The organism is Amycolatopsis sp. NPDC043887 (assembly GCF_056435665.1).
The window spans coordinates 445,444-459,333 of sequence record NZ_JBWKEB010000007.1 but is presented as its reverse complement, the minus strand read 5'-3'; the positions used below and the strand labels follow the sequence as shown (position 1 = coordinate 459,333).

Annotated in this window: 13 protein-coding genes and 1 pseudogene; 4 read left to right on the top strand and 10 right to left on the bottom strand. The window is 67.8% G+C overall.

Annotated elements, in window-relative coordinates; translation table 11 throughout:
- Window positions 1-217: 217 nt before the first annotated feature.
- The 5 genes from AC069H_RS21520 to AC069H_RS21500 form a co-directional block, all read right to left on the bottom strand.
- Window positions 218-1,558 (bottom strand): GH1 family beta-glucosidase, encoded by a 1,341-nt coding sequence (locus AC069H_RS21520; protein WP_478233590.1) that lies wholly within the window; start codon window positions 1,556-1,558, stop codon window positions 218-220.
- 32 nt (window positions 1,559-1,590) lie between these two features.
- The gene (locus AC069H_RS21515; protein ID WP_478233589.1) at window positions 1,591-2,430 is read right to left on the bottom strand and encodes a carbohydrate ABC transporter permease; all 840 of its coding nucleotides are present in this window, start codon (window positions 2,428-2,430) and stop codon (window positions 1,591-1,593) included.
- Entirely contained in the window at window positions 2,423-3,379 is a 957-nt protein-coding gene (locus tag AC069H_RS21510; protein ID WP_478226120.1) for a carbohydrate ABC transporter permease, read from the bottom strand. Before AC069H_RS21510 ends, AC069H_RS21515 begins: the two co-directional genes overlap by 8 nt.
- Window positions 3,379-4,692, bottom strand: coding sequence for an ABC transporter substrate-binding protein (locus AC069H_RS21505; protein WP_478233588.1), 1,314 nt, complete (start codon window positions 4,690-4,692; stop codon window positions 3,379-3,381). The genes AC069H_RS21510 and AC069H_RS21505 overlap by 1 nt, the downstream gene beginning before the upstream one ends.
- Before the next feature lie 151 nt (window positions 4,693-4,843).
- Window positions 4,844-5,500, bottom strand: coding sequence for a GntR family transcriptional regulator (locus AC069H_RS21500; protein ID WP_478233587.1), 657 nt, complete (start codon window positions 5,498-5,500; stop codon window positions 4,844-4,846).
- Window positions 5,501-5,603: 103 nt separating this feature from the next.
- On the opposite strand from AC069H_RS21500, the gene AC069H_RS21495 reads away from it, so the two are divergent.
- Both AC069H_RS21495 and AC069H_RS21490 read left to right on the top strand, forming a co-directional pair.
- The gene (locus tag AC069H_RS21495; RefSeq protein ID WP_478226116.1) at window positions 5,604-6,035 is read left to right on the top strand and encodes a VOC family protein; all 432 of its coding nucleotides are present in this window, start codon (window positions 5,604-5,606) and stop codon (window positions 6,033-6,035) included.
- Window positions 6,036-6,278: 243 nt separating this feature from the next.
- Entirely contained in the window at window positions 6,279-6,851 is a 573-nt protein-coding gene (locus tag AC069H_RS21490; RefSeq protein WP_478233586.1) for a cupin domain-containing protein, read from the top strand.
- A gap of 4 nt (window positions 6,852-6,855) precedes the next feature.
- On the opposite strand, the gene AC069H_RS21485 is transcribed toward AC069H_RS21490, so the two are convergent.
- Window positions 6,856-7,263, bottom strand: a complete 408-nt coding sequence (locus AC069H_RS21485) for a RidA family protein (RefSeq protein ID WP_478233585.1) — start codon at window positions 7,261-7,263, stop codon at window positions 6,856-6,858.
- A gap of 98 nt (window positions 7,264-7,361) precedes the next feature.
- Here AC069H_RS21485 and AC069H_RS21480 point away from each other — a divergent pair, with 98 nt between their 5' ends.
- On the top strand, window positions 7,362-7,751 hold the full coding sequence (locus AC069H_RS21480; RefSeq protein ID WP_478226113.1) for a winged helix-turn-helix transcriptional regulator: 390 nt from the start codon (window positions 7,362-7,364) through the stop codon (window positions 7,749-7,751).
- Window positions 7,752-7,923: 172 nt separating this feature from the next.
- Here the strand turns inward: AC069H_RS21480 and AC069H_RS21475 are convergent, their stop codons facing one another.
- A complete protein-coding gene (locus tag AC069H_RS21475) occupies window positions 7,924-8,775 on the bottom strand; it encodes a maleylpyruvate isomerase N-terminal domain-containing protein (RefSeq protein ID WP_478233584.1) in 852 nt (283 codons plus the stop codon).
- 220 nt (window positions 8,776-8,995) lie between these two features.
- Between AC069H_RS21475 and AC069H_RS21470 the strand changes: the two genes are divergently transcribed.
- A complete protein-coding gene (locus tag AC069H_RS21470; RefSeq protein ID WP_478233583.1) occupies window positions 8,996-10,444 on the top strand; it encodes a DHA2 family efflux MFS transporter permease subunit in 1,449 nt (482 codons plus the stop codon).
- A 165-nt stretch (window positions 10,445-10,609) separates the two neighbouring features.
- Here the strand turns inward: AC069H_RS21470 and AC069H_RS21465 are convergent.
- The 3 genes and pseudogenes from AC069H_RS21465 to AC069H_RS21455 all read right to left on the bottom strand — a co-directional run.
- Window positions 10,610-11,575: pseudogene (locus AC069H_RS21465) on the bottom strand (acyltransferase family protein); the annotation flags it as partial.
- A 57-nt stretch (window positions 11,576-11,632) separates the two neighbouring features.
- Window positions 11,633-13,027, bottom strand: a complete 1,395-nt coding sequence (locus AC069H_RS21460) for an ATP-binding protein (RefSeq protein WP_478226110.1) — start codon at window positions 13,025-13,027, stop codon at window positions 11,633-11,635.
- On the bottom strand, window positions 13,020-13,697 hold the full coding sequence (locus AC069H_RS21455; protein WP_478226109.1) for a response regulator transcription factor: 678 nt from the start codon (window positions 13,695-13,697) through the stop codon (window positions 13,020-13,022). Before AC069H_RS21455 ends, AC069H_RS21460 begins: the two co-directional genes overlap by 8 nt.
- Window positions 13,698-13,890 lie beyond the last annotated feature (193 nt).

Below are 13,890 nucleotides of genomic sequence, written 5' to 3'. Positions count from 1 at the left end.
CGAATCCGGACCCCTCGGTCCATCCGCCCGCACGAACCGCTCGTGAGTGGTAAGGACGGTTAGAACCGTCCTTACCACTCACGAGACCCGACCGGCTTCTCACGTGACGGACCGGACGACACGACCGCGGCCAGGGCTCCGTCGCGAGTCGTCCATCCAATCACGCGCATCGGCAGCAGGTAGCCAAGACACCCTTGGTCCTAGCCGTCCTTACCACTCACGAGCGGTGCCGGTGCCCGGCGATGATCTCCGCGTATCGGTGCCCGCTCGCCTTGACCGTGCGGACCTGAGTGTCGTAATCGACCCGCACGAGCCCGAACCGCTTGCTCAGCCCGCTGTCCCATTCGAAGTTGTCGAGCAGCGACCACGCGAAGTAGCCCTTCACCGGTGCGCCCGCTTCGGCAGCGCCCGCCACCGCGCCCAGATGTTCTTCCAGGTAGGCGATGCGGTCGGCGTCATGGACCGATCCGTCCTCGGCGACCTTGTCGTCGAAGGCCGCCCCGCTCTCGGTGACGTAGATGGCACGGGCGCCGTACTCGTCGGTGAGCCGGTGGATCAGGTCCGCCAGCCCCTGCCCGTGGATCTCCCAGCCCATCGCGGTGGTGGCCGCGCCCTCGACCGGAACCTGCCGGGCGCGCGGGGCGGGACCGTCCGGATCGTCCTCGACGATCTGCCGGAAGTAGTAGTTCAGCCCGTGGTAGCCGACCGGGGCCGAGATCACCTCGAGATCGTTCCCCGCCACGGGTGGTTCGACGCCGTAGACCTCGATCATGTCCGCGGGATAGCCGCGGCCGTTCGACGGGTCGAGCCACCAGCGGTTGACGTGTCCGTCCATCCGCGCCGCCGCCTCGACGTCCGCGGCGGAATCCGACGCCGGCTCGATCCCGCTGAGATTGACCACCAGGCCGATGTTCGCGGGCTGTGCGGCGTTCGCGGTGATCGCCTGGACCCCGAGGCCGTGCGCGAGCAGGAGATGGTGCGAGGCGTGGATCGCTTGCTTGAGATCCTTGATCCCGGGGGCGAAACGCCCTTCGAGGTAGCCGAGCCAGGCCGAGCACAGCGGTTCGTTGACCGTGTTCCAGTCCTTCACCCGGTCACCCAGCCGAGCCGCCACGGCGGCGGCGTAGTCGGCGAAGGCATAGGCCGTGTCGCGTTCGGGCCAGCCGCCCTTCGCTTGCAGGGCGGACGGCAGATCCCAATGGAACAACGTGGCGAACGGCCGGATCCCGGCGTCGAGCAACGCGTCGACCAGCCGGTCGTAGAAGTCGAGTCCGGCCGGGTTGACCGCGCCGCGGCCGGTCGGGATCACCCGCGGCCACGCGACCGAGAAGCGGTAGGCGTCCAAGCCCAGTCGCTTCATGATGGCGAGATCCTCCGGCCAGCGCCGGTAGTGATCGCACGCGACGTCGGCGGTGTCGCCGTTCAGGACGGCACCCGGGACCCGGACGAAGTCGTCCCAGATGGACGGGAGGCGGCCGTCGGCTTCGACGGCACCTTCGACCTGGTACGCGGCGGTGGCCGCACCCCACAGGAAATCGGCGGGCAGGTGCAGATTCAAGGCTGGCCTCTCTGTACGGAGCGACGGGCTGGTCATTTCACGGCACCGGCGGTGAGCCCGGCGACGAGATAACGCTGGAGCAGCAGGAATCCGGCGACTACCGGGACGGAGACGATCAGGGACGCGGCCATGACCTGGTTCCAGTACACCTGGACCTGGGTCGAGTACTCCTGGAGACCGACCGCGAGCGTCCGCGTGCCCGAATCGGTCAGCACCGACGCGAACAGGACCTCGCCCCAGGCCGTCATGAACGAGTAGATCCCCACCGCGACGATGCCCGGCATCGCCGCCGGGACGACCACCCGGATCAGGGCGCCGAATGGCCCGGTGCCGTCGACCATCGCGGCCTCGTCGAGCTCCTTGGGGATCGAGTCGATGTAGCCGGCGAGCATCCAGATGGCGAACGGCAGCGAGAAGGTGAGGTAGGTGATGATCAGCCCGAGCCGGGAACCGTACAGGACGATGCCGGTGGTGTTGCCGATGTTGACGAAGATGAGGAACAGCGGCAGCAGGAACAGGATCCCGGGGAACATCTGCGTGGACAGCACGGTCGTCTTGAAGAAGTTCTTGCCACGGAAGCGGAAGCGGCTCAGGGCGTACGCCGCGAAGATCGCGATCACCACCGAGAGGATCGCGGCCGAGCCTGAGATGACCAGGCTGTTCACGAAGTATTCGGCGAGCGGGATGGTCTCCCAGATGTCGAAGAACGGCTGGATGGTCAGCGTCGTCGGCACCCATTCCCAGGTGCCCTGCACGTCCCCGAGCGGCTTCAGCGACGACGAAACCATCGCGTACAGCGGCACCAGCGTGAACAAGGCGAGGAAGCCGAGGACGAATCGGCGTGCCCACGGGACCCAGCGAGGCTCAGACAACGGCGTTCCTCCTTCGCGCGGCCAGTCCCAAGTAGACGGTGCTGACGAGGAGCAGGAACAGCAGCAACAGCACCGACATCGCCGAGCCGAGGCCGAAGTTCCAGGTCACGAAGGAGCTCTGGTAGATGTGGATCGAGATCAGTGACGCCTCCTTCGGCGCGGACGCTCCGAAAAGGACATAAGGCGTGTTGAAGTCGTTGAAGGTCCACAGGAACAGCACCAGCAGCAGCACCTGGTTGACCGGCCGCAGCATCGGCTGGGTGATGGCCCGGAACTGCCGCCACCAGCCCGCGCCGTCGATGGCCGCCGCTTCGTACAGTTCGCCGGGGATGTTCTGCAGCCCGGCCATCACGATCAGGAACGCGAACGGCCAGTTCCGCCAGACCGAGACCACCACGAGCGACCAGAAGCTGTTGTCCCCGATGAGCCAGAAGGAGTCGGTGCCCAGCAGGTCGTTCACCAGGCCGGTGTCCTTCTGGAACATGAACGACCAAGTGATCACCGCGGCGTACATCGGCAGCGCGTACGGCACGAGGAACAGCGTCCGGAGCAGGCCGCGTCCGCGGAAGTTCTTCTGCATCAGCACGGCGGCCGACGTTCCGAACAGCCAGCAGAACCCGACGGAGAGAACCGTGTAGAGGACGGTGATCCAGAACGAGCCGAGCAGCGCCTTCCCCGCCGCGGCGTCGAAGTCGAGGACGAACTTGTAGTTGTCCAGCCCGGCCGCCGGAGCGGACGAGAAGTCACGGATGTAGAACTGCGTCAGCTTGAAGAAGCTCATCACGAGCCCGGCGACCATCGGGATCAGGTGGACGAGCAGTTCGAGCAGGATCGCCGGCAGCAAGAGCAGATACGGCAGCGCGACCCGGCGCCGGTTACGCCGGGCACGCCGCGGCCTGGGCGCCCCGGCCGCCTTCACGGCCGGGGCGTCGTCGAGAGCGGTCGGCATCAACTACCGGCCGCGATCTGCTGGTCCGCCTGGTTCAGCTGGTCGCGGATCTTGGTTCCGTCGACCGGCTTGCCCGCGGCGACGTCGGCGAACATCGCCTTCATCGCGGTGCCGATCAGGGTCTCGAACTGCGATTCCTGCGGGACCTGGGGCATCGGCTCCGCCGAATTCGCGAGCACGTTCTGGAAGACCTTGACGTCTTCGGTCTGGAACGCCGTGTCGCTGTAGGCGTCCTGGACGGTCGGCAGCGAACCGTAGGTCTTGTTGAGCAGCGCCTGCTCCGGCGCCGAGACCATGAACTTCACGAAGTCCAGTGCGGCGTCGGGGTTCTTGGTGTTCTTGAAGACCGCCATGTTGATGCCGGCGACGAAGCTGGTCACCTTGCGGCCGTTCGGCGGCGCGGTGGCGGGCAGCGGGATCGGCGCGACACCGAGGTTCGCCATGTCCATCCCGATGTTCTTGAACGACCCCGCGGAGGCCTGGTTCATGAACATCGCGGCTTTGCCGTCCGACAGATCTTTGAGGGATTTGGCGGTGTCAGCGTACTCGGCGTTGGCCGGGTTGACGATCTTGTCCTTCTGCATCAGGTCGACGAACTGCTGCACGGCCGCGACCGACGGATCCGAGGCCAGCTGCGGTTTGCCCTCGGGAGTGAAGAACTGCGCACCGTGCTGGGCGCCGAGGATCGCCGCGTGGTGGCTGTTCTCGGTGACCTGACCCGCCTGGAGCGAGAGCCCCCATTGGCCCTTGTCGGGTTTGGTGAGCTTCTTGCCGTCTTCGACGAGTTCCTCCCAGGTGGCGGGCGGCTTGGTGATACCGGCCTCCGAGAAGAGTTTTTTGTTGTAGTACAGGCCGTACGCCTGGCCGTAGAGCGGTACGCCGACCGGCGGCTGCCCGCTCGCCCCGGTGGCCGCCAGCGATGGGCCGAGGAAGCGGGACTTGCCGCCGACCTTCTCCAGCGCGGCGTCGTCGAACGGCAGGAACGCCCCCGTCGCCTGCAACGAGGCCGACCAGGTGTTGCCGATGTTGAGCACGTCCGGCCCCTTGCCGGAGGTGGTGGCCGCGAGGATCCGGTTGAGCAGATCCGTCCACGGGACGACCTCGAGCTTGACCTTGATCCCGGAGGCCTTCTCGAACTTGTCGAGTTCTGGCTGTAGTACGGCTTTGTCGTTGTCGAGACTGGTGCCTTGATTGGACGCCCAGTACACGAGCTCCTTGGGAGCACTGGACGACGTGTCGCCGCCGCCGCACGCCGTCGTGGCGGCGGCCGCCAGCGCCAGGACGAGCGCGGGAGCGATCTTTCCGATTCGCATCGATGGTCCTCGGGGTGAGTGGCCAAGCCGCGTCCGGAGCCTGTGACCCGGGACACGTCTTATTTCAGGGCTTGAGTTAAGCCTTGGCCAACCTTGCCGTCAAGACCCGCGCACCATTTCGTCCCGTTGGCGCCAGAGGATGCCGGCACGATCACTTCCCGGTCAGCACAGCGAAGGCCTCGCCGCGGTGGACGGCGAACAGTTCGAGCGCCTTCTCGCCGTCACGGGCACGAAGAGCGGCCGCCAGCCGACGATGCTCGGCCGGGATGCTCGCGAGGTAGCCGTCGGAGCTCACACCGATCCGGGTCAGCAGGAACAGGTACACCTGCGACCGGATCGCCTGCCACGCTTCGACGAGCCGCCGGTGACCGGACGCCGCGTAGACCGCGTCGTGGAAGTCGATGTCACAGCGGACCATCTCGTGCTCGTCGCGTGCCCGGTCCATCCGGTCGACGACCTCGTCGAGCGCGGCAAGGTCCGCGTCCGGCGCGTTCGCGACCACGAGCCGGACGGCCAGCTGCTCCAGCGCCGACCGCAGGCTGTCGAGTTCCGCGACGTCCACATCGGACAGGGTCGTGACGATCGCGCCGCGATGCCATTCGCTGCGGACCAGACCCTCGCGCTCCAGTCTCAGCAGTGCCTCACGCACGGGGCCACGGCTGACGCCGAGCGCCGCCGAAAGCTCGACCTCGCGCAGCTGCGCGCCAGGCGGATAGGCGCCACCGAAGATGGCGTCCCTGACCCTGTCGGCAACCTCGTCCGCCAGCCCGCGACGACGTGCCGGCACCACCCTGCCGGGTTCGCTCATGCTCATCCCTCCCGCCGGAACGCCCGATAGTAGCGACCACGCACTTTGTCCTAATGTTAACATTGCGACACGTGCACCTACCTCTGGAAAGGATCCCTTGGGTATGACCGTCCTCGACTCCCCCATCCCGCGCTTCCACCTCGCCATGCCCGTCGACGACCTCGCCGCCGCACGCACCTTCTACGGCGAAGTCCTCGGCCTCGAACAGGGCCGCAGCTCCGACACGTGGATCGACTGGAACCTCCACGGCCACCAGTTCGTCACGCACCTCGCGCCCGAGCGGCCGCGCCAGATCCACAACCCCGTCGACGGGCACGACGTTCCCGTGCCCCACTTCGGCTTGATCCTCACCGTGCCGGAGTTCCGGAAGCTCGCGGACCGGCTGCGCGCGGCGGACACCTCGTTCGTCATCGAGCCTTACGTCCGCTTCGAGGGTCAGACCGGTGAACAGTGGACGATGTTCCTGCTGGACCCAGCGGGCAACGCTCTGGAGTTCAAGGCGTTCGCCGACGACTCGCAGGTCTTCGCCGCCTGACCGGCCGGAAGTGTCGATTCGGGTTCGAACCAAGGCGTCCTAGACACCTACCGGATTCTGACTGCGGCTGATCGCGGGTCCGTGAAGGCCTCCTTGCCTACCCTGAGGGTAGCGAAGGAGGCCTTCACTACCCTCAGGATCGCCGCTCTCACCCGAGGTGCACCAGGAGCCACAGCGATCGCGGACGCGGCGGGCGGGCACTCACGACACACCAGCGATCGATAACCTGGGCATTATCGTTCGGTGCCGCTTTCCGCGTTGATCAAGGACTGGCGCGGCGAGAAGCTGCTCCTGTCAGCGAGCCTGCTGACCACGGAAAACCAGGGAGACGCCACCATGTTCGACCCAATCCTTCTCCGGGCCGCCGACGCCGAGATCGTCAGCGACGCGCCGGGCAGCGAAATCACGCTGCTGGCCGACTCGGACACCACCGACGGGGGCTTCACCGCGAACCGCGCGACCCTGAAGGACGGCGTCTTCGGCACCCCGGCCCATTTCCACATCCGGGCGACCGAGTTCTTCTTCGTGCTCGAAGGGAAACTCCAGGTTCTCGTCGAGGAAACCCTGCACACGCTGGAGAAGGGCGACTTCCTCGCCGTGCCGCCCAAGGTGCCGCACGCGTTCGGCCCCGCCGCCGGCTCGGACGCCGACGTCCTGGTCACCTTCACCCCGGGCATGGCCCGCTTCGACTACTACCGGCTCCTCGACCGGGTCGCGCGCGGTGAAGCCGACCCCTCGGAGATCGCCGCGTCCTCGAAGCAGTACGACAACCACTACGTCGACAGCCCGATCTGGCGCGCCGCGCGCGGTCAGTGACCGCTCAGTCGACGACCGCGGTCGCCTCGACCTCGACGAGGTGCTCGGGCACGTCGAGGGCCGCGACGCCGATCAGTGTCCCCGGCGGGACCGGGGTGCCGCCCAGCTTCGCGGCCGCCCGGTCCACGCCTTCGAGGAACAGCGCGAGTTTGTCCGGCGTCCAGTCGACGACGTAGACGGTCATCTTCGCGACGTCGTCGAAGGTGGCGCCGGCCTCGGCGAGCGCGGTGCCGATGTTCAGGTAGCACTGTGCGACCTGTGCGGCGAGGTCACCCTCGCCGACGAGGACACCGTCGGCGTCCCAGGACACCTGCCCCGCGATGAAGACCAGCTTCGACCCGGTCGCGATCGACACCTGCCGGTAGGCGGGGATCTCCGGCAGTCCAGCGGGGTTCACCAGGGTGATGCTCATCCGTACTCCTCGTTCATGGTCACTTGTGGTTACCCAGGAACTGTAGGAGAGTGTGCGACGACCTGGAAGAACGCACTTTCTCGTGACTGGGGAACCTCATGGTGACCAAGCAGCTCAAAGGTTCGGACGACGCCGATCTGATGCGGGCGGATTCACTGGCGCGGGAGATCTTCTCCGACGTCGCCAACAAATGGGCGCTCCTGATCATCGAGACGATCGGCGACCGCACCCGGCGGTTCACCGAACTGCGCGACGACATCGAGGGCATCAGTCACAAGATGCTCACCCAGAACCTGCGCATGCTGGAGCGCAACGGCCTGATCGAACGGACGGTGCACCCGACGGTGCCACCGCGCGTCGACTACACCCTCACCGAGGCGGGGCACGGCCTGCGCGCCACGGTCGACGGGATGTGCGACTGGACCCACCGGTTCCTCGGCCACATCGAAGACTCGCGACGCCGGTTCGACACGCCTGTCAACGGTTGACGGCCTGGCCGGGGTCTCGCACCGTGCACTTCGCCGCGGTACGGATCCATGCACGTCGCGTGACGTCCGGCGGAGCGGATCCCCGGCTCCGCAACGGGTCTCGATCACGGCGGCGACACTCACGAGGTTCGGCAACGGCGGTAGGCACCTGACACTCATGCCACCCGAAGCCCTACGGCAGCCGGACCACCCGCAGGAAGGCGGGTAACAGCCACGGTCGCGGACCGCTGACGACGATCTTGCGCGTCAGCGCGGAACGCGGCTTGCCGACCCGGTGGAACAGCATCAGGTTCAGCGTCGGCGGGTCGAAGGAGATCCGCACGTCGACCGGTCCGCCGGGCTCCTCGACCGTCACCCGCCCCCGATGCAGCACCAGCACGACCGGGGACGTGTACGCGGACCGGAACGCCACGGCGATGCGTCGATCCCGCGGCGGCTCGTCGGTGTCGAGAAGGTGCCCAATGTCGTGGCTCAGCACACCCACCAAGAACAGATCGAAGAACAACGCCGCGTCAGCCGGCTGGATCGTCCACGGCAGTTTCAGCGCCTTGGCGATGTCCCAGCCGTGGATCTGCAGTTCGTTGACGAGGTGCGCGAGGACTCCGGCCAGCGGCACCTTCGAACCCCCGAGCCAGTCCAGCGGGGCACCCGGGTCCGCGTCCTCGGTCACCCGCAGTACTTCTCCGATGTCCGCGAGCAATCCGGTCACGAGCACCTGGATGTCGCGTTCGCGAAAATCTCGCAACACCAAGGTGTTCAGCACGGAAACCGTGTCCACAGTGGTCTTCTCGACCTGGCTCTGCCCGCGGGCGTCCAAAATCGACGCGCCGTCCGCCCGCACCAGGGAGGTGTACATCTTCGCGATCATCGCGACATGGGCGACCGTTTCGGCCACCGTCCACTCCGCGGTGACCATCGCGTCCGGATCCGGAACGCGGGCGACCAGTTCCGCGAATCGCGCGCCCGTCACCCGATAGGCTCGCCGCACCGAACGCCATCGATCCGCCGTGATCGCTCTGGTCACCTGCCGATTTTATCGTGCTGCCACCGAAAACCGTTCCGCTCACGTGCGGTTCCGCACTGCCCGAAAGCGCAGTGACCGTACTCACTACGGAAATTCACGTGACACACACCGACCGACACGGGCAGACTGAACGGAAAGACTCAGCCTCGCCTTCGCTGTCACCGTCGCCGGCGCCGAAGGTGGCCACGCGGACCCGCGCCCTTCCAGGAGCCCTTCACTGATGACCGAGACCCTGCCCGAAACCGCCCACGACCAGGAAAGGGCACCGGCGAAAGCCGGGCTCCTGATCGGGGTCCTGGTCCTTTCCGCGTTCGTGATGATCCTCAACGAGACCATCCTGAGTGTCGCGCTGCGTGACCTGACCGTCGACCTCCAGGTCCCGACCACCACCGTCCAGTGGCTGACCAGCGGCTTCCTGCTCACCATGGCGGTCGTCATCCCGACCACCGGGTTCCTGCTCGAACGGTTCACCCCCCGCCAGGTGTTCCTGGCCTCGCTCACCCTGTTCAGCACCGGCACCCTGGTCAGCGCGCTCGCCCCGGGCTTCGCCCTCCTGCTGACCGGCCGCGTCATCCAGGCCTGCGGGACGGCGGTGATGCTGCCGCTGCTGATGACCACGGTGATGCGCCTCGTCCCGGTCGAGAAACGCGGTGCCACGATGGGCACGATCACCATCGTCATCGCGGTCGCTCCGGCGATCGGCCCGACCATCGGCGGCGCCGTGCTGTCGTCGCTCGGCTGGCGCTGGATGTTCTGGATCGTGCTGCCGCTCTCGCTCGCCGCCCTGGTGGTCGGCATGGTGCGGCTGCGGCTGGACAGCGACACCCGCAAGGTGCCGCTGGACGTCCTGTCGGTGGTCCTGTCCGCGCTCGGTTTCGGCGGCGTGCTGTACGGCCTGTCGGTGTCCGGCGAATCCGCCGGCGGGCATCAGCCCGTGCCGCCGTGGGCGCCGATCGCCGTCGGTGCCGTGGCACTCGTGGTGTTCACCTGGCGCCAGTTGCGTCTCCAGAAGGAAGACCGCGCGCTGCTGGACCTGCGTCCGTTCACCCACCGCAGTTTCGTCGTCTCCCTGGTGCTGACGGCCCTGCTGTTCATGTGCCTGCTCGGCGCCGCGGCGATCCTGCTCCCGCTGTACCTGCAGACCGTCCTGCACACCAGCACGTTCGTCAGCGGGCTCGCGGTGCTTCCCGGCGGCCTGGTCCTCGGGCTGCTCGGCCGCCCGGTCGGCGCGCTCTACGACCGCTTCGGCCCCCGGCCGCTGGTCATCCCCGGCGCGGCCGCGATGGCGATCTCGCTGTGGCTGTTCGCCCTGCTCGGCGCGGGATCACCACTGATCGCGGTCATCGCCATCCACGTCCTGCTGATGGGCGGGCTCGGCCTCATGATGACGCCACTGATGACCGAATCCCTCGGTTCGCTGCCCGAGCACCTCTATTCACACGGCAGCGCGATCCTCGCCACCCTTCAGCAGCTCGCCGGCGCGCTCGGCACCGCCATGTTCATCGCGGTGGCCACGGCCAGCACGACCACGGCCGGGGCGGTCAGTCCCAACGCGGGCGGAATCCGCACGACGTTCATCGTCGCCGGTTGCATAGGCCTGGCCGCGTTCGTCGGATCGCTCTTCGTCAAGAAGAGCGCCGGCACCGGTGCGGTCGCCGCGCACCACTGACGTCGGCCTCGCGCCCGCCGTCGCCTCAACCGGAGGCACGGCGGGCGCGTGTCGTCCGATCACCTTCCGGCCGTAGGCGATGGCGGGCTGTTCGACCCAGCGGCGCAGTGCGCAGGCGAACAGCAACGCGACGCCGGTGGTCGCGGCGGCCTTGGCCGGCCCGCTGGGCAGTAGCCAGCCCGCGACCCCGGCCGCGCCGGTCTGGGCGAGGTAGAGCGCGTACGAACGGTCTCCGACGAAGCTCATCGGCCTGCTCGAGAGCAACGTCCGGACCGGCCCCGGCGACACGACGGCCACGAGCAGCAGTGCCGAGCCCGCCGCGTAGACCGGCACCACGAACTGCCAATGCCCGCCCAGTGCCTTCGCCAGCGGGCCGACGGAGAACTGCAGCACGACGAACCCGCAGCCGATGACCGTCGCGACGACCGGGCTGGTCAGCGGCCGGACGAGGGCGAACCCGCGCGGATGGTGGAGCGTCATCGCCAGCAGGCAGCCGATGACCAGCGAGCAATAGTGCACCGAAAGACTCGCCCAGGTATGCGAGGGCGCCAGGGGCAACGCGAACAGCACGACACCCAGGACGGCCGACGCGCCCAGCAGCAGACGCAGCACCGCCCTCCCGCTTCGCGCGAACGAAGTCAGCACCAGCAGCGCGGGCCAGACCAGGTAGAACTTCTCCTCCACGCCCAGCGACCACGACGTCGGATAGGGCGTGTTGAAGTCGACGAGTTCGTTGCCGAAGACGAGGTAGTACGGCATGGCGTCGGCGAGCCTGCTGCTCTGGTAGGTCCCGCCGAGCAGGACCGCGACCGTGGTCAGCGCCAGCAACAGGAAGTACACCGGCATGATCCGGAAGACCCGGCGAAGGTAGAACCCGCGCAACGAGATCCGGCCGTCACGGTCTTCCTCGCGCAGGGCCAGCGTCGTGATGAGGAAGCCGGACAACACGAAGAACAATTGCACGGCGATCCAGCCTTGGAGGCGGTCGACGACCGGGCCCCCGTAGTGGAAGAAGACGACGGCCACGGCGGCGAGCGCGCGTACGCCGGTGAGGCCGGGGAACCACGACGAGGCCAGGTAGTCGGCGTGGCCGAGGGGCCGCCACCAGGAGCGGCGTGCAGGAGCGAACATGCCCCGAAGGTTCGTTCGCGGACGCTGAACCGAAGCTTAAGGAAGCTGAAGGCGTCTTCAGCTTCGCGCTTTCGCCAACGGCAGGCGGACGACGAGCCGGGCGCCGCCGTCGTGGTCGGCGACTTCGACGGTTCCACCGTGCGCCTCGGCGATCTCGGCGACGATCGCCAGCCCGAGGCCCGCGCCACCGTCGTCACGCGCACGTCCGTCGTCGAGACGCACGAAGCGATCGAACACCCGCTCACGGTCCGCGGCGGGAATGCCCGGCCCGTCGTCGGTGACCGCGACCACGGCGAATTCGTCCACAGTGGACACCCGAATCTCGACGCCCGTACGGGTATGACGTTGCGCGTTGTCCACCAGATTGCGCAGCAACCGCTCCAGCCTGCCGCGGTCGCCGAGGACCACCGGATCCCCGTCGATCTCCGCCCGGACACCCTGGCGCCCGGAGAGACAGGAATCGACCACTTCGGACAGTCGCACCGGCGTGGTCCGCTCCGGCCCAGCGTTGTCCAGCTTGCCGAGCAGCACGAGGTCACCGACGAGATCCTGCAGCCGGGTGATGTCGAGGAGCGCGTTGCGGCAGGCGTCGCGCCAGTCCAGCCGGTCCGGATGGGCGAGCAACACCTCGAGCTGGGTCCGCAGGGAGGCCAGCGGAGTGCGCAGTTCGTGCGACGCGTCCGAGGTGAAACGGCTCTGCCGGGTGACCGCCGTGTCCAGACGGGCGAGCATCGTGTTCATCGTTTCGGCGAGCTTCGCGATCTCGTCGGCACTGTCCGGGGCCGGGACCCGCCGGGAGAGGTCGTGCGCGCCGATCTCCGCGACCTCCGAGCGGATCGCCTCCACCGGCCGCAGCGAACGGCGTACCGCGAGCCACGCGACCGCCCCGATCAGCAGCGCGATCACCGGGACACCCGCCAGCAACGTCACGCGCACCGCGTCGAGCGCCGCCTGTCCGGACTCGTCGACCACGGCGGCGCCGTAGATCCGGTACTTGCTGTCGCCGCTCACGGTGGCCGCCACGTGCAGCCGGAGTCCGTTTCTTTCTGGATCTTCCCCGAGCGCACTCGCGCAGCCGACGGATTCCCGGCTGGCGAGGTCGACGTCGCCAGGCTTGAGGTTCTGGACACTGTCGCCGTACTCGAAGCCTCCGTCCGGGACGATCGCCCCGGAACGCAGGCCGGGGCAGGACGCGACCCGCTCGCCGTTCTGGGTGGTCACCTCGTAGATCGAAGCCCGCACGAGGAGCCGCAGATCGGCCGGGGCGGCGCCGGAGTTCAATACCTGGACGACCGCGGCCGCGCGCTCCCTCGCCACCTGCGCGGCGCCGTTGCCCAGCCGGTTCTGGGCATCGAGCACCAGCCACGCAGAAACGACCGCCAGAGCGATGATCGACGCCAGGAAAGCGGTCATCGCGACCCGGAACCGGGTCGACCGCGAGAACCTAGGCACTGGAGCCCACCACGTGATAGCCGGCGCCGCGCACGGTGCGGATGGTCTCCGCCCCGAACGGCAGATCGATCTTTCGCCGCAGCGCGCTCACGTGGACCTCGACGAGGTTCGCGGTCGCCGACGCGGCGAAATCCCAGAGGTTCTCCAGCAGTTCGGCCTTGGTGACCACCTCGCCCTGTCGTTTCATCAGATACGCCAGGAGAGCGAACTCCTTGGTGGTCAACGGGATCTCGGCAGTGCCACGACGGCAGACACGGCTCGCCTGGTCGAGTTCGAGGTCGCCGAGCCGGAGCGTGCCCGGCCGGGTCGCTCCCCCGCGCCGGATCAGCGCCCGGAGCCGGGAGAGCAGGACGCCGTAGGAGAACGGCTTCGGGAGGAAGTCGTCGGCGCCAGTGTCCAGCGCCTCGATCTCGTCGTCCTCGCCGTCCTTCGCGGTCAGCATGAGGATCGGGGTGGTGTCGCCTCGTTCGCGCAACCTCCGGCACACGCGGTACCCGTTCAGTCCGGGCAGCATGATGTCGAGGACCATCGCGGCGTACGGATGTTCGGCGGCGTACCAAAGCGCGTCGCGGCCGTTGTGCGCGACGTCCACGGCGTAGCCCTCGGCGCTCAACCCCGCGCGCAGCGATTCGGCCAGCCGTCGCTCGTCCTCCACGAGCAAGATCCTCATCCGCTCACGATCCCACACGGCCCCGCCATCTCCGGTCACCGCCCGCTGTCCGGGTGAAGGCTCGCCGCCGTCAGGACGTATTCCGGGAGCGATCCCACATTTTGGCTCACCCGGCCTTGTCACGGCCCGGCCGCCCCTTTACGGTCTCAATGGGAGCGCTCCCATAAATCGGATTCCGGTCGCAAGGAGGCGA